The sequence below is a fragment of the Streptomyces sp. NPDC050504 genome, assembly GCF_044458065.1.
In the GTDB taxonomy this organism is placed as follows: Bacteria; Actinomycetota; Actinomycetes; order Streptomycetales; family Streptomycetaceae; genus Streptomyces.
In genome coordinates, this window is record NZ_JBITHO010000007.1 from 41,273 (window position 1) to 62,548 (window position 21,276).

Here is a 21,276-nt window from a genome sequence, read left to right on the forward strand (position 1 = left end):
TTGGCCATGGTTGGCCTTCGATCCCCGGCCACAGAGTGTCATGTGTCAGTCCAGTACCACCACCTTGGGGGGAAACGAAGTGTCAGGCCATCTCGTCCGCCGGCTGTCGCAGCTGTACGTGGGGCTCGCCCTGTACGGCGTCAGCTCGGCGCTGCTGGTCCGCAGCGCGCTGGGACTCGAACCGTGGGGCGTCCTGCACCAGGGGCTCTCCGAACTGACCGGCCTGACCATCGGCACCGTCTCGATCGTCGTCGGCGCCGCCGTGCTGCTCCTGTGGGTCCCGCTGCGGCAGAAGCCCGGCCTCGGCACGGTCTCCAACGTCTTCGTCGTCGGCCTGGCCATGGACGCCACGCTCGCCCTGGTCCCCGACCACTCCTACGGCCTCGCGGCCGACGTCCCCCTGCTGGTCGCCGGGATCGTCCTCAACGGCGCCGCCACCGGCCTCTACATCGCGGCCCGCTTCGGCCCCGGGCCGCGCGACGGACTGATGACCGGGCTCCACGCCCGTACGGGCCGCTCCATCCGGCTGATGCGCACCGCGATCGAGGTGGCCGTCGTCGCGACCGGCTTCGCCCTCGGCGGCTCGGTCGGCATCGGCACCCTGGCGTACGCCCTGGCCATCGGGCCGCTCGCGCAGTTCTTCCTGCGGATCTTCACGGCCTCCGAGGAGAAGCCGCCCAGCACCGTGGTCGCCCAGAGCCCCGCGACCGCGGCAAGCGCCCCGGAACAGTCCATACTGCCCAAGTGACGCACGCACGCCATCCCTATCTGGACCACCCGTCGCCGATCCCCTTCGCCCACCGCGGCGGAGCCGCGGACGGCATCGAGAACACCGCGGCCGCCTTCCGCCGCGCCGCCGTCGAGGGCTACCGCTACTTCGAGACGGACGTGCACGCCACGGCGGACGGCCGCCTCGTCGCCTTCCACGACGCGACCCTCGACCGGGTGACCGACGCGCGCGGGAGGATCGCCGAGCTGCCCTGGAGCGAGGTCGGGCGGGCGCGGGTGGCGGGCAAGGAGCCGCTGCCGCTCTTCGAGGAGCTGCTGGAGGAGTTCCCCGAGGCCCGCTGGAACGTCGACGTCAAGGCGTGGCCCGCGCTCCAGCCCCTCGTGGACCTGGTCAGGCGGACGGGCGCCTGGGACCGGGTCTGCGTCAGTTCGTTCTCCGAGGCCCGCGTCGCGCGGGCGCTGCGCCTGGCGGGCCCCCGCCTGGCCACCTCGTACGGCGTGCGGGGCGTGGTGGGCCTGCGGCTGCGCTCGTACGGGATCCCGGCGGCGCTGCGGGTCGGCGCCGTGGCGGCCCAGGTCCCCGAGACCCAGAACGGCGTGCGCGTCGTCGACCGCCGCTTCGTGCGGACCGCCCACGCCCGCGGCCTCCAAGTGCACGTCTGGACGGTCAACGACCCCGGGCGGATGGCCGCGCTCCTGGACCTCGGCGTGGATGGCATCATGACCGATCATCTTCAGACGCTGCGGTCGGTGCTGACCGAGCGCGGGGTCTGGGTCTGATCCACGGGGACGAGCGAGGGGGCGCGGGTTGACCACCGGCACCGCGAACAGCACCGACCGCGACGGCGGGACGGCCGCCGGGCGCAGACGCGAACAGCGCGGCTGGTACTTCTACGACTTCGCCTGCTCCGTCTACTCGACGAGCGTCGTGACGGTCTTCCTCGGCCCCTACCTCACCGCCGTGGCGAAGGCCGCGGCCGACGACGAGGGGTACGTCCACCCGCTGGGCGTTCCGGTCAGGGCGGGCTCGCTCTTCGCGTACTCCGTCTCGGCCTCGATCGTGCTGGCCGTGGTCCTCATGCCGCTCGCGGGCGCCAGGGCGGACCGCACGGGCCGCAAGAAGCCGCTGCTCGCCGCCGCCGCCTACACCGGGGCCGCCGCGACGGCCGGGATGTTCTTCCTGGACGGGCACCGCTATCTGCTGGGCGCGTTCCTGCTGATCGTGGCGAACGCCTCGCTGTCGGTCTCGATGGCGCTCTACAACGCCTACCTCCCGCAGATCGCCGCGCCCGAGGAACGGGACGCCGTCTCGTCCAGGGGATGGGCGTTCGGCTACACCTCGGGGGCGCTGGTCCTCGTACTGAACCTGGTCCTGTACTCGGGACACGACTCGTTCGGCCTGTCCGAGTCCATGGCCGTGCGGATCTGTCTGGCGTCCGCCGGGCTCTGGTGGGGCGCCTTCGCCCTGGTCCCGCTGCGCACGCTGCGCGACCGCGCGGCGGCGCCGGGCGGCGAGGGCTCGGTCGGCTCGGGCTGGCGCCATCTGCTGGCGACGCTCAAGGACATGCGCCGCCACCCCCTGACGCTCTCCTTCCTCCTCGCGTACCTCGTCTACAACGACGGGGTGCAGACGGTGATCTCCCAGGCCTCGGTGTACGGCTCCGAGGAGCTGGGGCTCGGCCAGACGACGCTGATCGTCGCCGTGCTGCTGGTCCAGGTGCTCGCGGTGGCGGGGGCGCTGGGGATGGGCAGGCTCGCCAGGACGCACGGGGCCAAGCGGACGATCCTCGGATCGCTCGCCGTCTGGGTGGCGATCCTGGTGGCCGGATACTTCCTGCCCGCGGGGGCGCCCGTCTGGTTCTTCTGCCTGGCGGCGGCGATCGGCCTGGTGCTCGGCGGCAGCCAGGCGCTCTCCCGCTCGCTCTTCTCGCACCTGGTGCCGCGCGGCAAGGAGGCGGAGTACTTCTCCGCGTACGAGATGAGCGACCGCGGACTGAGCTGGCTTGGACCGCTCGTGTTCGGCCTCGCCTACCAGCTGACCGGGAGCTACCGTGATGCGATCATCTCCCTCGCGGCCTTCTTCGCACTCGGATTCGTGCTGCTCGCACGGGTGCCGGTGCGGCGGGCCGTGGAGGCCGCGGGGAACCCCGTACCTGAACGGATTTAGCAGTTGAATCGAAAGGCCGGTAGTGTACGCCTTTGGCCTGCCAGGCGGACCGTTACTGCGCGCTGAAGAAATGAATGCACTGGGTGACATCTTCTGTCAGATGTGACGAACCGGGCGCTGGCGGGTACCCCAATTGTTTGAAAAGCAGCGGCACGACGGGCGACGCATGACCGGCAACGGGAATCTTTGCCGACGACCGGACGTTGACCGGATGACGACGACAGCGACACCTGTCCTGTGGGCGACAAGCCCGGGAGGCACGATTCATGAGTGAGCGAGCTCTTCGCGGCACGCGCCTCGTGGTGACCAGCTACGAGACCGACCGCGGCATCGATCTGGCCCCGCGCCAGGCGGTGGAGTACGCATGTGAGAAGGGTCATCGTTTCGAGATGCCCTTCTCCGTGGAGGCGGAGATTCCGCCGGAGTGGGAGTGCAAGGTCTGCGGGATCCAGGCACTCCTGGTGGACGGGGACGGCCCCGAGGAGAAGAAGGGGAAGCCCGCGCGCACGCACTGGGACATGCTCATGGAGCGGCGCACCCGCGAGGAGCTGGAGGAGGTGCTGGCCGAGAGGCTGGCCGTCCTGCGCTCCGGCGCCATGAACATCGCCGTGCATCCGCGCGACAGCAGGAAGTCCGCGTAGCGCCCCACCGGCGCGCGGGGCGGGCCACCGCCGCGCAGTAGAGCAGTAGGCAGTACCGCAGTAGGCAGCACAAGAGCCGAGGGCCGCGACAGCATCAGCGTCGCGGCCCTCGGCTCGTCTGCGTTGTCCGTCCTGTGCGTCGCCCGTCCGTGCGTCGCCCTGACCCGCGCACCGCCCGGACGCTCCCGGCCGTCGTACGCGTGCCCGCGTCGCGCTGTGCGGGCACGGTACGCCCCCCCCCGGCGCCCGCGCTACGACCCCCGGGCGGTGGCCGACCGGCCACCGCCCGGGGGAACGCACGGCACCCCCCTCAGGGGGTCAACGGCGGCCTGGGGCCGTTGTCGTGGCGGGTCGGGCCCGCAGGACCGCCGTCCTCCCTGATGACCTCACCCTGCACGACCTTTCCGTCGGGCCGGTGAATGCGAGCCTGCTGGAAGGCGTCGCCGAGGCCGCCGGGCGCCATGGCGCTCATCTTCCGCTCCAGCGTCCTCTCGGTGTACTTGGCCAGCGCCGTGCGCACCGGCGGCACCAGGAGCACCAGGCCGAGCGCGTCCGAGACGAGGCCGGGCAGCATCAGGAGGAGTCCGGCGAGCATCAGGAAGCCGTTGCCCGAGCCGTCGGCGCCGCCGGACGGGCGGTCGCCCGCCCCGGGCGCCGACTGCTGCTGAAGCGTTTCCGTGAGGCTCTTGAAGGCCCTGCGGCCCGCCCGCTTGATGACCGTCGCGCCGAGCAGGCCGCCCGCCACGATCAGCAGCAGGACGACGAATCCGCTCGTCGCGCCGGCCACGACGGTCAGCAGCCAGATCTCCAGCACCAGCCAGGCGGCGATGGCGAGGGGCACGAAAGTACGGGCGCGCGAGCGCCGGGGGGCAGTGGTCGGTTGCGGTGCGCCGGTCGTCATGCCCCCAGTGTGCCTGGTCAGGAAGGCTTGCGGCCAAGGAGCTTGTTGGTGCGTGCACCGATGCCCCAGCCGGTGACCCGCCACAGCGCCTCGACGAGGATGTCGCGGCTCATCTTGGAGTCGCCGACCTCCCGCTCGACGAAGGTGATCGGCACCTCGACTACGTGGTAGCCCGCCTCGACGGTCCTGCGGGCGAGGTCGACCTGGAAGCAGTAGCCCTGGGAGGCGACCGAGTCCAGGCCCAGGCCCTCCAGGGTCTCCCTGCGGAAGGCGCGGTAGCCGCCGGTGATGTCGCGCAGCGGCAGGTCGAGCAGGATGCGCGAGTAGGTGGAGCCGCCGCGGGAGATGAACTGCCGGCTCTTGGGCCAGTTCACCACCCGGCCGCCGGGGACCCAGCGCGAGCCGAGGACCAGGTCGGCGTTCTTGAGGGCGGTGAGCAGCCGGGGCAGCTCCTCGGGCTGGTGGGAGCCGTCGGCGTCCATCTCGACGAGGACGCCGTAGTCGCGCTCGATGCCCCAGCGGAAGCCCGCGAGGTAGGCGGCGCCCAGCCCTTCCTTGCCCTTGCGGTGCAGGACGTGGACCCGGGGGTCTTCGGCGGCGATCTCGTCGGCGATCTTCCCGGTGCCGTCGGGGCTGTTGTCGTCGGCGACGAGGACGTCGGCCGCGGGGACGGCGGCGCGCACCCGGTCCACGATCGGCTTGATGTTCTCCGCCTCGTTGTAGGTCGGGATGATCACCAATGCCTTGCCGAGCGGACCGTACTGCCGCTGACCGCCGTCTTTCACTACTGCCCCTTAAAGTCCGTACGCAGATGCACCACCATAGCGAGCGCCCGGGAGGGCCGGACCTACGCGGGTGGCAGGGTGTCGTACATGTACGGATGTGCGTGGTACGGGAGCAGTGGCGGCGATGGCCTGAAGAGGTGCGGAGGGGGCCCAGGGTCCTTCGGGCCGACCTGGGACCCGCTGGCTGCGGGTCGACCTAGAGCCGTGGTCTATTGAACGTCCGGGCCCCACCCGGGTCGCACCTTCCCACCGGAAAAAACCTTCCCTCGCCCCCGAGGCGCGGGCGCTGAACCTGGCTCCCGGCGGGGGTGCGCCGGTGCGGCACACCTCCACCTTGACCCAGCGGCGTTCGACGACTGCGTGGAGGTTCGACCGGTCGGACGTCCGTGGTGGACGTGGCCGAACCTACCCGTCAGTGGGCGCTTTCTGTCAACACTCGCCTGATCTGGGACTTTTCCCGAAGTAAGCAGGTCAAGACCGGAGAAACGCAGGTCCAGGGAGAACCCGCACGGCGGCCATCGGGGGGACGAAACGTCCCGACGTCACTCGTTCGGCCTTGCGTAGACCGTCTGTCCGAGCACCACGGTCCGCAGGCATACGGGCAGGTCGGCGCCGGGGGTCAGATCGGGCAGCCCCGGGGTCCCCGACCTGGGGTCGGTCGACCAGCGGGCCACCCGGTCGTCCGGCGCCTGGACCACCAGTTCGTCGGTGCGCCAGACCGCGTAGTCGGCCGGGGCTCCGGGCACGAGCACGCCCGCGTCGTCCCGCCCGACGGCCCGCCAGCCGCCCCTGGTGTGCGCCGTGAAGGCGGCGCGCACCGAGACGCGGTGCTCGGCGGTCCGGTGGAAGGCGGCGGCCCTGACCGTGCCCCACGGGTCCAGCGGGGTCACCGGCGCGTCGGAGCCGAAGGCCAGCGGGACGCCGGCGCGCAGCAGGGCGGCGTACGGGTTGAGGGTGCGCGCCCGCTCGACGCCGAGCCGCTGGGCGTACATCCCCTCGTCGCCGCCCCAGGCCGCGTCGAAGGCGGGCTGCACGGACGCCGTGAGGCCCAGCTCGGCGAAGGCCGCGACGGTCTCGGGGGTGAGCATCTCCGCGTGCTCCACGCGGTGCCTGGCGGCGCGGACCCGGGCGGGCCCGACCTTCTCGGCGGCGGCCCGCATCCCGTCGACGACGGCCGTGAGCGCGGCGTCCCCGATGGCGTGGAACCCGGCCTGGAGCCCGGCCTCGGTGCAGGCCGCGACGTGCGCGGCGACGTCGGCGGCCGTGAGGTGGGCGGATCCCGTGCTCTCCCCCGCGTCGGCGTAGGGGGCGTGCAGGCACGCGGTGTGGGAGCCGAGCGAGCCGTCCACGAAGAGGTCGCCCGCCGCGCCGACCGCGCCCAGCTCGCGGGCCCGCTCGACGTCCAGGTCGGCCCAGTAGCCGAAGACGCGCGGCCCCGGCTCGTCGGACGCGGCGAGCGCCAGGAGCGCCGTGAAGTCGGCCTCGTCGGAGATCTCGGGGCCGCCGCACTCGTGGACGGTGCCGATGCCCAGCGAAGCGGCGTGCGCGAGGGCGGCGCGCTGGGCCTCGGTGCGCTGGGCGGGAGCGATCGCCTCGTGGGCCGCGGCGCGCACCGCGTGGTGGGCGGCGGCGGTGAGCGGCGCGTCCGCGCGGAAGCCGGCCAGGTCGCGGACGCCCGGCACGAGGTCGAGCAGCGCGGTGGTGACGACCGCCGAGTGGACGTCGACGCGCGGCAGGTAGAGCGGGCGCCCGCCGGTCGCCCCGTCCAGCTCCGCGCGCGACGGGGGCCGTCGCTCGGGCCAGCGCGCCGCGTCCCAGCCGCCGCCGAGCAGGACCCGGTCGCCGGGCCTGGCCGCCGCGTGGGCCCGTACGAGGTCCAGGGCTTCGGCGAGGGTGCGGGCGCCGGAGAGGTCGAGGCCGGTCAGGGCGAGACCGGTCGCGGTGGTGTGCACGTGCGCGTCGGTGAAGGCCGGGGTGACGAGGGCGCCCTCGAGGTCGACGACCTCGTCCACGCCGGAGGCGAAGGCGTCCGCCGCGCCCTCGGAGCCCACCCAGGCGACGTGCCCGCGTTCCACGACCATCGCGGTCGCGAACGGGTCGGCGGGGCTGTGTACTTCTCCACCGCGCAGCAGCACGGTGCGGTGTTCGCTCATGCGGCCAGCCTAGGGGCCGGGCCGAGGGGGACGGTTTCCAGCCCCGGGCCGCGGGATCCGCCAGCCGTCCCCCGCGGCGCCTCCCCGCCCCGTCAGACCTTGGGCGGCCTCGCCTCGTACGGGGTCGAGAGCACCACCGTCGTGCGCGTCGAGACGCCCGACAGCGAGCGGATCCGGGTCAGGAGGTGCTCCAGCTCCAGCGGGGTCGCCACGCGCACCTTGAGGATGTAGTTCTCGTCGCCCGCCACGCTGTGGCACGCCTCGATCTCGGCCACGCCCGCCAGGCGCTCGGCGATGTCGTCGGGGGCGCTCGGGTCGAAGGGTTTGACCGAGATGAACGCCGTGAGCGGCAGCCCGACCGCCTCCGGGTCGACCACCGCGGCGTACCCCCTGATGACGCCCCGCTGCTCCAGCCTGCGGACGCGCTGGTGAACGGCCGACGTGGACAGGCCCGTGGCCTTGCCCAGGTCGGTGTAGCTCATCCGGCCGTCCTTGACGAGCAACTCAACGATCTGACGATCCAACTCCTCCATGCGGCTCAACCTATTACCCCGGTTCGCTCCGGGCACAGTCGCGACGTTCCCGATGGCCGTCCGCGGGGCATCTGCGCCGGGCATGTGACGAACGCCACACCCCATCGCAGGTGTCCGTCGTGACCGCACGGTTACCTGAGTGGGTTGGCGGGAAGTGCTTGCTGTGGCCGAGGACGCGAGTGCCTGTTCGGCCCACCCGAGGGGGGATTCCCATGCCAGATCTGAACTCCGAATCCGTCGAGGACGTCGCACCGGACGTGTACGACACCTTCGAGATGTACCGGGTCTTCTGCCCGGACTGCGAGCAGCCCATCGCGCTCCTCGCCGACGAGGAGGTCCTGCCCGAGCACGCCCTGTGCCCCACCCGCTGGAACCCCTTCGGGCTGACCGTGTGCCCCGGCACCGGCCGGCTCGCCTCCGACGCCCGGCGCGCCGACGAGTCGCCGCTGGCCCAGGAGCAGGACATGGCCATGCTCCTGACGCTGCCGCAGGGGCTCGACTGGCGCACGCAGCCGTTCTCGCACGTCGGAGGGCCCGGCTCGCGCCCGATCAAGGTCCCGCGGATGCGCCGCGCGGCCTGAGGCCCGTACGCGGCGGAGCCCGGCAGCAGCCGGCGGTCGTACGACGCGGCCGCGCCGGTGCGGGCCCCCGGCGCGCCGTCTCACCAGTACGCGCCCCGCACCATCGCCTCCAGGCTGGCCCGGTGCATGATCAGCGCGTCCGGGTCCCCGGGCGGCCGCACCTCGCCGAAGTGCAGCTGGCGGTGGGCGATGCGGAGCATGACGATCGCGTGGCGCAGCGCCGCGTAGAGCGTGTGGAACTCCATGGCGCGCGGCACGTGTCCGGTGAGCTCCGCGTAGCGGCGCTCGATCGCCTCCCGCCGCAGGAAGTCGGGCAGGCCCGGTTGGCCGAATCCCACCGTGAGGTCCTGGAAGAAGCGGTGCAGGTAGACGGTCCAGCCGAGGTCGAGTTCGCGCGGGCCGCAGGCGGCCATCTCCCAGTCGAGCACGGCCGCCGGTTCGAAGCCGTCGTAGACGATGTTGCCGATGCGGGCGTCGCCCCAGGTGAGCACCGGGGCGCCCTCGTCGTCGGGCCAGTGCCGCTCCAGCCAGCCGAACGCCGACTCGATGAGCGGTGAGCGCGGAACGCCGTCCACCACCCACTCGTAGTAGGCGCGTTGGGCGGTGACGTGCCGCCGCAGCGGCGAGCCGTCGCCTTCGGGCAGCAGGAACTCCGCCTCCTCCACCGGGAATTGCGTGTGCAACCGCGCGAGGACGGAGACGGTGGCCGCTTCGAGGCGGTCGCGTTCGGCGTCGGTCGCGGAGTGCAGCCAGTTGCCCTCGTAGGTGTAGGGCATGACGTCCGGCGGCACGCGGCCCTCCGCGCGGGCCATCACGAAGAACGGCGCCCCGAGCGCCGCCGGGTCCTCCTCCAGCCAGAGCACGCGCGGCACGGGCACGTCGGTGTGCTCGGCGACCAGGCGCATCAGCCGGTGCTGGCGCGGCATGTCGTAGACGGGGAAGACGGTGTACGCGGCGGGGTCGGCCGCCAGGCGCAGGGCGCAGGGGCCGTGCGGCGCGTCGGGGTGGTCGAGGTCGAACAGCAGCGTCTCGCTCGACATGCCGTTGGACTCGGGGATCCGCAGGCCCGTGGCGCGGGCGCCGGGGAGCCTGGCGCGGAGCCAGCGCTCCAGGCGTTCGCCGAGCTCCAGGGGGTCGCGGGTGGTGGTGCGCGGGCGGGGTGCCGTGGCCATGGCTGCGCTCTCCTTCGCCGGGGGGGGGACGGAACGTCGACGGACCGGACGGCGGCGGGCCTCAGAGCCTGTGTCTGAACCTGGGCCGGATCAGCGTGCGTGCCAGGCGTCGCACGCCCGGCCCAGGTTCAGACACAGGCTCTCAGTCGGCGACGGACGCGTAGCCGGTGAAGCCGCTCGGGTCGTGGCGGCCGAAGCTGCCGTGCTCGAAGATCCCGTAGCCGGTGCGGCCTTCGAGCGTGAAGCGGGCCGCGTGGTCGGTGACGCCGTACGCGGCGACGGCGTGGGCCGCGGGGTCGGAGAGGTCGTAGACCCTGCGGTCGGTCCAGCCGCGCCCCTGCCAACTGCCGTGCTGCCAGTCGTCGGCGGGCGGGTAGCCCGCGCCGACGGCGAGCGGCGAGGAGGCGAGGACCTCGATGCCCAGTTCGAGGGGCTTGCGGTCGGGGCCCGTCAGGTGGACGACGGCGCTCTGGGGGTGGCGGGTGCCGGGGCGGTACGCGATGTCGGCCTGCGGCCAGCCGAGTTGGCGGTCGCGCTCGCCCTCGCGCACCAGGACGGCCTCGTTGAGGGAGCGGTGGCCGTCCGCGTCCTCCTGGACGACCACCATCAGGAAGCGGTCGTCGAAGCGGACGGGGATCCAGAGCCAGTGGAAGCCCTCGGGGCGGTGCTCGGCCGCCGCCCTGCCGCCCTCTTCGCCGGGCAGGGGGCGCACTCCCCAGCTGCGGTCGCGCGTGCCGGTCCACTCCCCCGCCGCGACGGTGAACTCCTCGCCGCCCGCCCTGATGGTGCCGGTGCAGTGGCCCGCCTGGACGAAGCGGCGGCCTTCGAGGATCAGCCTCCCGCCCCTGCGCTGGGTGTGGTGCGGCTCCCAGAGGGCGGGGAAGTCGGCGGTCCACTCGATGTCGTACGCGAGGGAGCCGGGGTCCCGGGGGTCGCCCGCGCAGTGCAGGGTCATGCGGCGCAGCGGCTCGTCGACGGTGATGCGCAGCGGTCCGACGGACAGGTTCGTCCGGTCGTCGGTGAGGGCGTCGGAGGCGCGGACGGCGTGCAGCAGGTCTCCGGTGCGCAGGGTGGCGTAGGCGTCGATGACGCCGGTGTTGGGGTAGACGCCGAGGCCCGCGACGAGGACGGCGCGGCCCCGGTGGTCGAAGACGTGGAAGATGCAGCGGTCGTAGGCATTGCGGTCGCCGGTGACGAGGTGCTTCATCGACAGGGGCGCCTGGTGGATCGGGTACTCGTCGAGCGGGACGGGCCGGTCGTCGACTGACATGGCAAACCTCCCGGACAGCAAGGGATTTGACGGTACGTCAGATGCCGCGCCGGGAGCCATACCCGTGTCGTCGACGATGTGTGCGAACGCCGCTTGTTCACATCCGTGCGGAAGAGGCGATAACCCCGGGCGGGTACCGGGCGTTGCCCTGGTGTGAACGCACCGCACACGACGTCCGCGTGGGGCCGCGCAGGCTTCGCGACGACCGGCCCAGCAGAATCGGTTCCGCACCTGGCGGACCCGCCCATCTACCGCGCGCTGGTCCGCCATTGGGAGAGCGCGGGCAGGACCCTGCCGGGCCGCCGCGACCAGGAGTGGACCCGGCTCGCGGCGGCCCCCGTGTGGCTCAGCGGGTCTCGGGACCAGCGAGATGGCGGGCGATGACCATGCGCTGGATCTGGTTGGTGCCCTCGACGATCTGGAGCACCTTGGCCTCGCGCATGTAGCGTTCGACGGGGAAGTCGACGGTGTAGCCGTAGCCGCCGAGCACCTGGACCGCGTCGGTGGTGACCCGCATCGCGGCGTCCGTGCAGAACAGCTTGGCCATCGCGGCCTGCCGGGAGAAGGGGCGGCCCGTGTCGCGCAGCCGCGCCGCCGCGAGGTACAGGGCCCGGCCCGCCTCTATCTGGGTGGCCATGTCGGCGAGCATGAAGCGCAGCCCCTGGAAGTCCGCGATGGGGCGGCCGAACTGCTCGCGCCCCGCGGCGTACGCCACGGCTTCGTCCAGGGCCGCCTGGGCCACGCCCATGGCGCAGGCGGCGATGCCCAGGCGCCCCGAGTCGAGCGCGGCGAGCGCGATGGCGAAGCCCTGGCCCTCCTCGCCGATGCGGCGGGCGTCGGGGACGCGCACGCCGTCGAAGTTGAGCTGGGCGGTGGGCGAGCCCTTCATGCCCATCTTCTTCTCGGGCACCGCGGCGTTCAGCCCCTCGGCGTCGCCCGGCACCAGGAAGGCCGTGATGCCCCGGGCGCCCTCGCCGCCGGTCCTGGCCAGGACCGTGTAGAAGTCGGCAACGCCGCCGTGGGTGATCCACGCCTTCGTACCCGTGATCACCCAGTCGTCGCCGTCCCTGACGGCCTTGGTGCGCAGCGACGCGGCGTCCGATCCCGACGCGGGCTCGGAGAGGCAGTAGGCGCCCAGCAGGCCGCCGCCGAGCATGCCGGCGAGGTGCTCGGAGCGCTGCTCCTTGGTGCCGTACCCGGCGAGCGCGTGGCAGGCCAGGGTGTGGACGCTGGCGCCGAGGCCGACGGTGAGGCGGGCGGCGGCGAGCTCTTCCAGGACCTGGAGGTAGACCTCGTACGGCTGGTCGCCGCCGCCGTACTCGGAGTCGTACGGCAGTCCGAGCAGGCCCGATTCGGAGAGCAGTGCGAAGGTGTCGCGCGGGAAGCGGCCCGCGTCCTCCTCTTCGGCCGCGCGGGGGGCGATCTCCCGCTGGATGATGTCGCGCACGAGCGCGAGCAGGTCCCTCGACTCATCGGTGGGCAGTTGGCGTTCCACCGGCTGCGGGGCGCGGTCGGGCATTGCGGCGCTCTCCTCCATGTCGGGCACGACGGCGGGCGCGCGGGGTGGGCGGCGCCGCCGGGTCTCGCCGGTCCGTGCAGCACTCCCGGATTGCGGAAGGCTGGCTGATCAGCGGGCTGTGGCGGGTTGAGTATGCCCGATCGGGCGGCGTCCGTCACGGGTCGGCGGGAACGGATGACGGCCGACGCCCCCGCGACACGCGGTGAACGGAAGTGGTCCGAACCATTGACTCAGTGGTCTAGTCCTTCTACGGTCCCAGCGAGCACGCATCCGCGCGTTCATGTCAACTCTCCCTCCCCCACGAGGAGATCCCATGAACCGTCCCCCCACCCGCTCAAGGGCGCTCGTCGCCGCCCTCTGTACGGCCCTGCTGGGCGCCGGACTGCTCGGCGCCTCGGGCACCGCGTCGGCCGACGCGGCCGGGACCGCAGCGCCCGCCGGTGCCGCGCGGGCCGCGGGCGCCCCGTCCGCCGACACGCAGGCAGCCGGTAGCAAAGTGGTCGGCTACTTCACCAACTGGGGTGTCTACCAGCGCAATTACCACGTCAAGAACATCGAGACCTCGGGCTCGGCCGCCAAGCTCACCCACATCAACTACGCCTTCGGCAACGTCCAGGGCGGCAGGTGCACCATCGGCGACTCCTACGCCGACTACGAGAAGGCGTACGGCGCCGACCAGTCCGTCGACGGCAAGGCCGACACCTGGGACCAGCCGCTGCGCGGCAACTTCAACCAGCTGCGCAAGCTCAAGGCCAAGCACCCGAACCTCAAGGTCATCTGGTCGTTCGGCGGCTGGACCTGGTCGGGCGGCTTCGCCGAGGCCGCCCGCAACCCCGCCGCGTTCGCCGACTCCTGCTACAAACTGGTCGAGGACCCGCGCTGGGCCGACGTCTTCGACGGCATCGACATCGACTGGGAGTACCCCAACGCCTGCGGCCTCAGCTGCGACACCAGCGGGCGCACCGCCTTCAAGAACGTGGCCGCCGCGCTGCGCGCCAAGTTCGGCACGAAGAACCTGCTCACCGCCGCGATCACCGCGGACGCCTCGGCCGGCGGCAAGATCGACGCCACCGACTACGCCGGGGCCGCGCAGTACTTCGACTGGTACAACCCCATGACGTACGACTACTTCGGCGCCTGGGCCAAGAACGGCCCGACGGCCCCGCACTCCCCCCTCACCGCCTACCCGGGCATCCCGCAGCAGGGCTTCGACACCGCCGCCACGACCGCCAAGCTCAAGGGGCTCGGCATCCCCGCGGGCAAGCTGCTGCTGGGCATCGGCTTCTACGGGCGCGGCTGGACCGGTGTGACCCAGAAGGCGCCCGGCGGAACGGCGACCGGGCCCGCGCAGGGGACGTACGAGGCGGGCATCGAGGACTACAAGGTGCTCAAGGCCAAGTGCCCGTCGAACGGCACGGTCGGCGGGACCGCCTACGCGCACTGCGGCACCAACTGGTGGAGCTACGACACCCCGGCGACGATCGCGGGCAAGATGGCCTACAAGGACCAGCAGGGCATGGGCGGCACCTTCTTCTGGGAGCTGAGCGGTGACACCGCGAACGGCGAGCTGATCAAGTCCATTCGCTGAGAGCCCGCGTCTGAACCCGGGACGGCCGGGCGCTCCACGAGGGGCGGGGGATGCTCCCCCGCCCCTTTCCCGCGCCCGGGTTCAGGCGGGCTCCGGCGCCGGGAAGTCCGGCTCGAACTCCTCGATCGCGTGCAGCGCCCCGCGCAGCAGCCGCACCAGCAGGTCGCGGACCGTCAGCAGGTCGGGGCCGCCCTGCTCCGCCTGCCGCGCCAGCCAGTCGAGCGTGACGCCCTCCACCGCGCTCATCCAGCCGATCAGTGCGAGCCGGGCGACCTGCGGGATGTCGGGGCGGCCGTACGCGCCCTCGGCGAGCGTCTCGATCAGCGCCTCGCGCACCGTGTCGCGGATCGACTGGACCTGGGGGTCGAAGCCGACGCCGCCCGATACGACGGTGCGGTACGCCGCCTCGTGGTTGCGCGCGTAGCGCAGATAGCCCTCCACGGTCCGCCGGACGCGTTCGGCGCGCGGCAGTTCGGTGTCGCTGGCGGCGCGCGCCACCAGGCCCGCGACCGAGTCCTCGACGATCGCCAGGTAGTAGCCCCGCTTGGACTTGAAGTAGTAGTAGATCAGCCCCTTGGCCACGCCCGCGTGCGCCGCGATGTCGTCCATGGACAGCGCGTCGTAGGAGGTGTCGGCGAACAACTTCCTTCCGGTCGCGATGAGTTCGGCGCGCCGCGCCTGGGAACGCTCGGCCGTTCCGCGCTGTTGACTATTATTCAAATTCGGCCCTACTCTCCGGACTGCCACAGGAATCCCCGCAGTATGGCAGACGTACGGGAGGATCAAGTGAGCACATTCGAGCGGCCGTTGACCGAAGGCCGGACGTCCTGGAAGAAGGCCGCCGCCGTCGCCGTGCCCGCGGTCCTGGCGGTCGGCGCACTGGCGGCCGTGACGGCCCAGGGGGCGCTCGCCGCCTCCTTCGCCGTATCCGGGACCAGCTTCCAGGTCTCGTCGGGCAGGCTGACCAGCCAGGGCCTCGCCTCCTACGTCCACATCGACCGGGACGTGGACGGCAAGGGCCACCCGGTGGCGCTGCTGGGCATCGGGGACGCCCGGCTCAGCGACATCTGCCAGTCCGCCGCGGTCGACACCCCTCTCGGCAAGGTCGTCTTCAAACTCACCGCGGGCGGCAGCGCCGGGGAGGTCACCGCGAGCAACCTCGTCATCGACGGCGAGGACCTGACGGGCGACGCCCGCTTCGGCACGGCCGAGATCGGCCGGGACGCCTCCACCCTCGACCGGGTGCGGGGGGTGAAGGGCGAACCCGGAAAGTTCGGGCTCCAGGCCGGGGACATCGAAGTGGTCGGCGTGCGGTCGCGCGCCTGGTCGGCGACCGGCGGGAACTTCCGGCTGAAGGGCATGCGGCTGAACGTGAGCCTGGACGGCAAGCAGTGCTTCTAGCGCTCGCGCGAAAGGGCCTGCCGAACCGGTGGCCGCCGCTGCCGGGCGCCCGGCGAAGGCTGCGTGCCTGGCGCCGCACCCGGCCCTTCTGGGCCGGGCTGCTGCTGGTGCTCGCCGGGGCCGAGCTGCTGCTCGCGCCGCTCTCCCCGGTGACGGTCCTGGTCAGTCTGGGGCTCGGCGGGATCGCCGCCCTCGGCATCGGGCTCGCGCTGATCGCGGCGGGGCTCTTCCTGTGGTTCCTGCCGCACGCCCGCGCCTACGTCTCGATCAACGCGCTGATCCTCTCCGTGCTCTCCTTCGCCGCCACCAACCTCGGCGGCTTCCTGGTCGGCATGGCCCTGGGGATCGCGGGCAGCGCGATGGGCTTCGCCTGGACGCCCGTACGGGAAGCGGAACCCGCGCAGGAAGCGGAAGGGGAAGGGGAACCGGGAGGAGCCGACGGGCCTCCGCCGGCCGCCGGCCCGCAGGGGCACCGCGCCCTGGCCTTCGCCCTGCCCGTGCTGCTCGCCCTGGCGGTGGCGGGCCCCCTCGCGCGGGCGCGGGCCGCCGAACCGCCGACCGCCGTGCGCACTCCCCCGACGGTCACCACCACGCTCTTCGCCCCGCACGGCTTCCTCTTCGCGGGCGTGCGCGAGGTGCCGACCGCGGGCGGGCCGCTGAAGGTGATGGTGCTCAGGATGGAGTCGGCCTCGCTCACCGACTACCGGCTGAGGACCCGCGACGGGCGGGACGAGCTGGCGCTGAGCGCCGACACGCTGGAGCTGAGCGGGCGCGTCACGCTCTATCTGACCAGGTTCAGCGGCTGCATCGAGGGCGTCCTCTGCGTCACCTTCACCCCGGACGGGCTGCCGGTGCCGCCGGTCGTCCCGCCCTTCGTCTTCATGACCGACGTCACCGCCGAGCAGGCGCTGGTCACGTCGGACCTGATCGTCACGGACGGGCTCAGGCTGGCGGCGTCATGAAGCCGCGGCCGTCGTGCGGCCGGGCGGCGGCCGGCGTACGGCCGTGGCGGCGGCGCGGCTCAGAACAGGCCCGCCCGCGTGACGAACACCGCGAGCAGGACGACGAGCGTCCAGCCCAGGGCGTGTTCGAGGATCTTGGGGCCGTTGTCCTTGGGGCCACCGGTGCGGACCCGGCGGGCCGCGAAGGCCGAGGTGAGGGCGGTCATGGCAGACACAGTGCCAGCGGGCGCGGCCCGCGGGGTACATGACGTGGGTCACTGCCCCGCGGGCCGCGCGGCCCCTCAGTGGATGCCGAGTGCGCCAAGTGCCTTGCGCTGCGCGGACGTCGGGTGCGCGGGCCAGTAGAGGTAGCAGACCCCTCCTGTGCCGGACACCACTCTGCCCGAGGCGTTGTAGCGCTTGGTCCGGAGCCAGATGTTCTCCCATTCGCGCCTTTTGTACACCCGGCGGACGGCCTCGTTGCTGGGCGACGCCGGGTCGTTGGCGATCACGTCGCCGTCCCGCGTGAAGCCGATCACGGTCATCAGGTGGCCCGCCGTGCCGTAGCCCGCGCCGGTCAGCTCCTCCTTGAGGAAGGACTGTGACGTTATGGCCGGAATGCCCGCCCTGACGAGCCGCTCCAGGTCGGCGAGGGAGGAGAGCCTGGTGACGACCGCGTTCAGATCGCGGTAGGTGGCCGCGTAGGCGGCGTTGAAGGGCCAGTTCCCGCAGCCCTCGTACTGGTGGTCGAAGGTGAACCGGGCCGCGTGGCAGACCTGCGGATCGGCGAAGGCCGGATTCACCCAGGCCAGGTCCTTCGCGGTGGGCCTGCGGCCCCAGTACTCGATGATCATCTGCGAGGAGGTGGGGCTGCACCACGCCTCGCCGCCGTTGTCGTACTCCGGGTACTGCCCGACGTGCGTGTTCTGCGAGTAGCGCGGCACCTTCAGCTCGCGCGCGAGCCGGGGGGCCGAGGCCGGCACGGTGAAGCGGTCCGGGACGTCGGACGCCATCGCGCCGAGCCGCCAGACGGTCGGCGTGAGCCGCGTGCCCGGCCTGCGCAACAGCGTCAGGCGCAGCTGGTACGAGACGACGCGCAGCCCGCTCGCCGGGTCGTCGAGCGAGAACGTGTCCGTCCAGATGGTGCTCCTGCCGTCGGTCTGGTCGTCCACCGACGTGCGCCTGATGTCGTCGTCGCCCGCCGCCCAGCGCCCCATCACGTACCAGGGGGTGGCGGTGCCGTCGGTGTACGTGCCCCGCAGCTCGACCTCGATCCAGGTGCCGGCCGGGACGTGGGCGTTCCAGGAGGCGATGAGCTCCGTGGCGGGGACGGCGGGGCGGTGCACGGGCGAGGTCCAGGTGGCGTACTCCCAGGCGGAGGCCCGTCCGGTGTGCGGGTCGGTGTACTCCCTGCGCCCCGCCGACGAGTGCAGCACCACGCCGGGGCGGCGGCCGGACACCGCGCGGGTACCCCGCCCCTTGCCCCGGCGCCATTCGGCGTACGTGCTCCAGAAGCGGTTGTCCACGAGGGGCTTCGGGCGCGGGGCCGCGGCGGGCAGGACAGCGGAGCCCGCGGGGGCCGCGGCGGCGCCGGACGGGGAGGCGAACCCGCCGGCCCCCGCGGCCACCGCGATGGCGGCCGTCAGTACGGATCTGCGCGAAGTAGGTCTGGTCATGGCGGGACCCCCGGTAGAGAGCGCGACAGTGCGGCCACTATCGCGGCCCCCGGGCCGTTCGACCAGGTTCGCGGACCGCCGCCGCGCCACCAATATTGGTCTCGTCCACTGGCGCCCGCCGGGAGCCGCGCGGCGGCTGCGCCTAGGCTGGGCACAATGGATCACCCCAACGGCCTCGGCCGCCTCGCCGACCGCCTGCGCGCGCTGCCGGCCTCCTGCGGCCCCGTGCGGCTGGTCGCGGTCGACGGCCACGCGGGCTCCGGCAAGAGCACCTTCGCCGCGCGGCTCGCGGACGCGCTCGGCGGCGCGCCCGTGCTGCACCTCGACGACATCGCCAGCCACGAGCGGCTCTTCGCCTGGACGGACCGGCTCGCCGCACAGGTGACGGGGCCGCTCTCCCGGGGCGAGCGCGCGCTCTACACCCCGTACGACTGGGAGCTGCGCGCCTTCGGGCCGCCCCGCCCGCTGGACCCGGCCCCCGTGGTGCTGCTGGAGGGGGTGGGCGCGGGGCGCGGCGAGCTGCGGCCCTCGCTCGCCGCGCTGCTCTGGATGGAGCTGGGTCCCGCCGCGTCCTGGGCGCGGGGCAGGGCGCGGGACGGAGCGGCGCAGTCCGGTTTCTGGGACGGCTGGACAGTGGCGGAGTCCCGCCATTTCGCCCGGGATCCCTCGCGGCCGCACGCCGATTTTCTGGTACGGCAGTTGCGGGAGGGATACGAGGTGACTCCTGTGACTCCTGTGACAGCAAGCCCGAACCACACTGTCACACACGGTGACGGTCATGCGCCGCCGTACTGAGCAGTCGGAAATCAGCCCTCGGGGATGGCTCAACTCGGCTTGACCCAGGGGCCGTACAGGTCTTACGTTCTCAATGTGCGGCTTTTCGGAGCCGCCGCGGACGCGAAGCCCCCGGTTGTTCCCCCGTGATCGGGGGCTTCGTTCTGCCCTCAGGGCCCTTCTTCGCCCGCTTTCCGGCGGCAATCCGGCGCCTGACGCTCACCCTGGGTCACCATCGCGGACGACTCGTCGAGGCCCTCAGGCGCATGGTCGCACACCCCCTGCGCAGGTACGATGCACCACGGTGCGGTCAAATCCCGTCCACGGCAAGGTGGTTCAGCACGCTCCCGGCGGGCTCCCGTCCGATCGGGACACCACGGGGGCACGGTTTGCGGGGGGCCCGATGGACTTCGGCACGCAGGGCACACAGGCCCCGGCCGACCTCGCCTGGGTGCGCGGCGTCGACGCCTACACCGTGGGCGCCTATCCGCAGGCCGAGGAGGAGTTCAGGACCGCGGTGCGGCTCGATCCGGGCATGGCCGACGGCTGGCTCGGACTGCACGCGCTCAGGATCGACACCACGACCGCGCTGCTGCGGATGTACCGCAACCGCGACCGCTTCGGCGAGCAGCGCTCCCGCCACCGCAGGGGCCTCAACTCCTGGTACTGGCTGGGCTGGTGGGTCCAGCCCGTCCTGGAGACCCCGCGCGACCTGCTGCTCGCGCACGCCTCGCACTGGCTCGACGGCCGCCACGTGCCCGAGCTGGACCGGGCGCTCGCCGGGCTCCCGCCCGTCGACACCGACCACCACGTCCGCTTCCTGCACGCCTGCCGCGCCTACCTGGTCAAGGACTGGGACCAGCTCGTGCGGCACACCGAACCCCTCGTCGACGACCAGCTCCTGGGCATCGAGGCCGGGCTGTTCGGCGGGATGGCGCGGGTGCGCCTGGAGATGTTCGGGCAGGCCGAGCCGCTGCTGGCCACCGCGCTGATGCGGTGCCGCAGCGAGCAGCCGCAGCGCAAGGAGCTGCGCTACTGGCTGGCCCGCGCCCACGAGGGCATCGGGCGCACCGCCGCCGCGCTGCCGCTGTACCGCGCGGTGCACCGGATCGACCCCGGGTTCATGGACACGGCCGCACGGCTCGCGGCCATCGCGGACGGGGACGGCTACGACTGCACGGACGCCGACGCGTCGGGGTTCGCCGCCCTGTCGATGGCCGGGTTCGGGCAGGACTCGCTGCTGGAGGCGGCCGACGCGGACACCGGGGCGGGCGCCGACCCCGCGGAGGGCGGCAGGCGGAGCGCGGAGCTCGCGCCGGAGTTCGGCGCCGAGTTCGGCGCGGACCTCGGGGGCGACCTGGGCGGCGACCTGGGCCCGGGGCTCGGGGGCGGGCTCGGCCTCGGGGGCGGCCTGGGCGGCGACCTCGGCGGCAGGTCGGGCGGCTCCGTGCCGGGACGGGACGACGGCGTGCGCGAGAAGGCGGTGCTGCCCGTGTCGCCGCCCGCCTTCCCCGCGGGCCCCACCGACCCCGCGCTGCTCGCCGACGCGCTCGCCGAGCTGGAGCGGATGGTCGGCATGGAGCCGGTGAAGCGCCAGGTGCGGGCGCTGTCCGCGCAGCTCAACATGGCGCGGCTGCGGGCGGGCCAGGGCCTTCCCGTACAGCCGCCGAAACGTCACTTTGTCTTCTCGGGCCCCTCCGGCACCGGGAAGACCACGGTCGCGCGGATCCTCGGCCGGGTCTTCTACGCGCTGGGGCTGCTCGGCGGCGACCACCTGGTCGAGGCCCAACGCTCCGACCTGGTCGGGGAGTTCCTCGGGCAGACCGCGGTCAAGGCCAACGAGTTGATCGACTCGGCGCTCGGCGGGGTGCTCTTCGTCGACGAGGCGTACTCGCTGTCCAACTCCGGCTTCAGCAAGGGCGACGCGTACGGCGACGAGGCGCTCCAGGTGCTGCTGAAGCGCGCCGAGGACAACCGGGACCACCTGATAGTGATCCTCGCGGGCTACCCGGAGGGCATGGACCGGCTGCTCGCCGCCAACCCCGGGCTCTCCTCGCGCTTCACGACGCGCGTCGACTTCCCCTCGTACCGCCCGCTCGAACTCACCTCGATCGGCGAGGTGCTGGCGGGCGACAACGGAGACGTCTGGGACGAGGAGGCGCTGGACGAGCTGCGCTCGATCAGCGGGCACGTGGTCGACCAGGGGTGGATCGACGAACTGGGGAACGGCCGGTTCCTGCGGACGCTGTACGAGAAGAGCTGCGCCTACCGCGACCTGCGGCTGTCGGGATACCTCGGCACGCCCACGCGCGACGACCTCGCCACGCTGCGGCTGCCCGACCTCATGCAGGCGTACGGCGAGGTGCTGTCCGGGCGCGGCGCGCCGAGGTCCAGGGGCGGGCCCCAGGAACCGCCGGCCATGTGAGGCGCGGGGAGGGAGCCGGG

At 72.8% G+C, this 21,276-nt stretch carries 20 protein-coding genes; 10 read left to right on the forward strand and 10 right to left on the reverse strand.

Annotated features, from left to right (window positions below; all coding sequences use genetic code 11):
* The first annotated feature begins 40 nt into the window (after positions 1-40).
* The 4 genes from ACIBNE_RS26035 to ACIBNE_RS26050 all read left to right on the forward strand — a co-directional run bounded on the left by ACIBNE_RS26035 (position 41) and on the right by ACIBNE_RS26050 (position 3,537).
* A complete protein-coding gene (locus ACIBNE_RS26035) occupies positions 41-748 on the forward strand; it encodes a YitT family protein (protein WP_399275516.1) in 708 nt (235 codons plus the stop codon).
* Complete coding sequence (locus tag ACIBNE_RS26040) at positions 745-1,509, forward strand: glycerophosphodiester phosphodiesterase family protein (protein ID WP_399275518.1); 765 nt, start codon at positions 745-747, stop codon at positions 1,507-1,509. The genes ACIBNE_RS26035 and ACIBNE_RS26040 overlap by 4 nt, the downstream gene beginning before the upstream one ends.
* A gap of 28 nt (positions 1,510-1,537) precedes the next feature.
* On the forward strand, positions 1,538-2,896 hold the full coding sequence (locus tag ACIBNE_RS26045) for an MFS transporter (RefSeq protein ID WP_399275520.1): 1,359 nt from the start codon (positions 1,538-1,540) through the stop codon (positions 2,894-2,896).
* A gap of 266 nt (positions 2,897-3,162) precedes the next feature.
* A complete protein-coding gene (locus tag ACIBNE_RS26050; RefSeq protein WP_015032218.1) occupies positions 3,163-3,537 on the forward strand; it encodes an RNA polymerase-binding protein RbpA in 375 nt (124 codons plus the stop codon).
* Positions 3,538-3,847: 310 nt separating this feature from the next.
* Here the strand turns inward: ACIBNE_RS26050 and fxsA are convergent, their stop codons facing one another.
* The 4 genes from fxsA to ACIBNE_RS26070 all read right to left on the reverse strand — a co-directional run bounded on the left by fxsA (position 3,848) and on the right by ACIBNE_RS26070 (position 7,909).
* Entirely contained in the window at positions 3,848-4,438 is a 591-nt protein-coding gene (gene fxsA / locus ACIBNE_RS26055) for an FxsA family membrane protein (protein WP_399275522.1), read from the reverse strand.
* A 17-nt stretch (positions 4,439-4,455) separates the two neighbouring features.
* Positions 4,456-5,223, reverse strand: a complete 768-nt coding sequence (locus ACIBNE_RS26060) for a polyprenol monophosphomannose synthase (protein WP_399275524.1) — start codon at positions 5,221-5,223, stop codon at positions 4,456-4,458.
* 542 nt (positions 5,224-5,765) lie between these two features.
* The gene (locus ACIBNE_RS26065; RefSeq protein WP_399275526.1) at positions 5,766-7,376 is read right to left on the reverse strand and encodes an amidohydrolase; all 1,611 of its coding nucleotides are present in this window, start codon (positions 7,374-7,376) and stop codon (positions 5,766-5,768) included.
* Positions 7,377-7,468: 92 nt separating this feature from the next.
* The gene (locus ACIBNE_RS26070; protein ID WP_399275528.1) at positions 7,469-7,909 is read right to left on the reverse strand and encodes an Lrp/AsnC family transcriptional regulator; all 441 of its coding nucleotides are present in this window, start codon (positions 7,907-7,909) and stop codon (positions 7,469-7,471) included.
* A gap of 212 nt (positions 7,910-8,121) precedes the next feature.
* On the opposite strand from ACIBNE_RS26070, the gene ACIBNE_RS26075 reads away from it, so the two are divergent.
* Positions 8,122-8,490, forward strand: a complete 369-nt coding sequence (locus ACIBNE_RS26075) for a hypothetical protein (RefSeq protein WP_399275530.1) — start codon at positions 8,122-8,124, stop codon at positions 8,488-8,490.
* 80 nt (positions 8,491-8,570) lie between these two features.
* Here the strand turns inward: ACIBNE_RS26075 and ACIBNE_RS26080 are convergent, their stop codons facing one another.
* The 3 genes from ACIBNE_RS26080 to ACIBNE_RS26090 all read right to left on the reverse strand — a co-directional run bounded on the left by ACIBNE_RS26080 (position 8,571) and on the right by ACIBNE_RS26090 (position 12,451).
* A complete protein-coding gene (locus ACIBNE_RS26080; RefSeq protein WP_399275532.1) occupies positions 8,571-9,662 on the reverse strand; it encodes a phosphotransferase family protein in 1,092 nt (363 codons plus the stop codon).
* Positions 9,663-9,804: 142 nt separating this feature from the next.
* Positions 9,805-10,932 carry a hypothetical protein gene (locus ACIBNE_RS26085; RefSeq protein ID WP_399275534.1) on the reverse strand — a complete coding sequence of 376 codons (1,128 nt, stop codon included), beginning with the start codon at positions 10,930-10,932 and terminating at the stop codon, positions 9,805-9,807.
* Between the two features lie 346 nt (positions 10,933-11,278).
* Positions 11,279-12,451 carry an acyl-CoA dehydrogenase family protein gene (locus ACIBNE_RS26090; protein ID WP_399275536.1) on the reverse strand — a complete coding sequence of 391 codons (1,173 nt, stop codon included), beginning with the start codon at positions 12,449-12,451 and terminating at the stop codon, positions 11,279-11,281.
* Between the two features lie 313 nt (positions 12,452-12,764).
* Here ACIBNE_RS26090 and ACIBNE_RS26095 point away from each other — a divergent pair, with 313 nt between their 5' ends.
* Positions 12,765-14,039 carry a glycoside hydrolase family 18 protein gene (locus ACIBNE_RS26095; protein WP_399275539.1) on the forward strand — a complete coding sequence of 425 codons (1,275 nt, stop codon included), beginning with the start codon at positions 12,765-12,767 and terminating at the stop codon, positions 14,037-14,039.
* An 81-nt stretch (positions 14,040-14,120) separates the two neighbouring features.
* Here the strand turns inward: ACIBNE_RS26095 and ACIBNE_RS26100 are convergent, their stop codons facing one another.
* Complete coding sequence (locus tag ACIBNE_RS26100) at positions 14,121-14,759, reverse strand: TetR/AcrR family transcriptional regulator (RefSeq protein ID WP_399275541.1); 639 nt, start codon at positions 14,757-14,759, stop codon at positions 14,121-14,123.
* Between the two features lie 66 nt (positions 14,760-14,825).
* Here ACIBNE_RS26100 and ACIBNE_RS26105 point away from each other — a divergent pair, with 66 nt between their 5' ends.
* Positions 14,826-15,440, forward strand: a complete 615-nt coding sequence (locus ACIBNE_RS26105; RefSeq protein WP_399275543.1) for a DUF6230 family protein — start codon at positions 14,826-14,828, stop codon at positions 15,438-15,440.
* A complete protein-coding gene (locus ACIBNE_RS26110) occupies positions 15,431-16,402 on the forward strand; it encodes a DUF6114 domain-containing protein (protein WP_399275545.1) in 972 nt (323 codons plus the stop codon). Before ACIBNE_RS26105 ends, ACIBNE_RS26110 begins: the two co-directional genes overlap by 10 nt.
* 59 nt (positions 16,403-16,461) lie before the next feature.
* Here ACIBNE_RS26110 and ACIBNE_RS26115 read toward each other — a convergent pair whose 3' ends face one another.
* Positions 16,462-16,608 (reverse strand): SCO1431 family membrane protein, encoded by a 147-nt coding sequence (locus ACIBNE_RS26115; RefSeq protein ID WP_399275547.1) that lies wholly within the window; start codon positions 16,606-16,608, stop codon positions 16,462-16,464.
* A gap of 75 nt (positions 16,609-16,683) precedes the next feature.
* On the reverse strand, positions 16,684-18,057 hold the full coding sequence (locus ACIBNE_RS26120; RefSeq protein WP_399275549.1) for a peptidase C39 family protein: 1,374 nt from the start codon (positions 18,055-18,057) through the stop codon (positions 16,684-16,686).
* 156 nt (positions 18,058-18,213) lie between these two features.
* Here ACIBNE_RS26120 and ACIBNE_RS26125 point away from each other — a divergent pair, with 156 nt between their 5' ends.
* Positions 18,214-18,852, forward strand: a complete 639-nt coding sequence (locus tag ACIBNE_RS26125; protein WP_399275551.1) for a uridine kinase — start codon at positions 18,214-18,216, stop codon at positions 18,850-18,852.
* 382 nt (positions 18,853-19,234) lie between these two features.
* Positions 19,235-21,256, forward strand: coding sequence for an AAA family ATPase (locus tag ACIBNE_RS26130; RefSeq protein WP_399275553.1), 2,022 nt, complete (start codon positions 19,235-19,237; stop codon positions 21,254-21,256).
* Positions 21,257-21,276: the final 20 nt, after the last annotated feature.

What these genes read in the sequence shown, in the direction of transcription:
- ACIBNE_RS26115 (WP_399275547.1), bottom strand. Translation starts at nt 16,608, where the DNA reads ATGACCGCCCTCACCTCGGCCTTCGCGGCCCGCCGGGTCCGCACCGGT.
- ACIBNE_RS26125 (WP_399275551.1), top strand. Translation starts at nt 18,214, where the DNA reads ATGGATCACCCCAACGGCCTCGGCCGCCTCGCCGACCGCCTGCGCGCG.
- ACIBNE_RS26090 (WP_399275536.1), bottom strand. Translation starts at nt 12,451, where the DNA reads ATGCCCGACCGCGCCCCGCAGCCGGTGGAACGCCAACTGCCCACCGAT.
- fxsA (WP_399275522.1), bottom strand. Translation starts at nt 4,438, where the DNA reads ATGACGACCGGCGCACCGCAACCGACCACTGCCCCCCGGCGCTCGCGC.
- ACIBNE_RS26085 (WP_399275534.1), bottom strand. Translation starts at nt 10,932, where the DNA reads ATGTCAGTCGACGACCGGCCCGTCCCGCTCGACGAGTACCCGATCCAC.
- ACIBNE_RS26080 (WP_399275532.1), bottom strand. Translation starts at nt 9,662, where the DNA reads ATGGCCACGGCACCCCGCCCGCGCACCACCACCCGCGACCCCCTGGAG.
- ACIBNE_RS26070 (WP_399275528.1), bottom strand. Translation starts at nt 7,909, where the DNA reads ATGGAGGAGTTGGATCGTCAGATCGTTGAGTTGCTCGTCAAGGACGGC.
- ACIBNE_RS26120 (WP_399275549.1), bottom strand. Translation starts at nt 18,057, where the DNA reads ATGACCAGACCTACTTCGCGCAGATCCGTACTGACGGCCGCCATCGCG.
- ACIBNE_RS26075 (WP_399275530.1), top strand. Translation starts at nt 8,122, where the DNA reads ATGCCAGATCTGAACTCCGAATCCGTCGAGGACGTCGCACCGGACGTG.
- ACIBNE_RS26130 (WP_399275553.1), top strand. Translation starts at nt 19,235, where the DNA reads ATGGACTTCGGCACGCAGGGCACACAGGCCCCGGCCGACCTCGCCTGG.
- ACIBNE_RS26095 (WP_399275539.1), top strand. Translation starts at nt 12,765, where the DNA reads ATGAACCGTCCCCCCACCCGCTCAAGGGCGCTCGTCGCCGCCCTCTGT.
- ACIBNE_RS26035 (WP_399275516.1), top strand. Translation starts at nt 41, where the DNA reads ATGTGTCAGTCCAGTACCACCACCTTGGGGGGAAACGAAGTGTCAGGC.
- ACIBNE_RS26050 (WP_015032218.1), top strand. Translation starts at nt 3,163, where the DNA reads ATGAGTGAGCGAGCTCTTCGCGGCACGCGCCTCGTGGTGACCAGCTAC.
- ACIBNE_RS26065 (WP_399275526.1), bottom strand. Translation starts at nt 7,376, where the DNA reads ATGAGCGAACACCGCACCGTGCTGCTGCGCGGTGGAGAAGTACACAGC.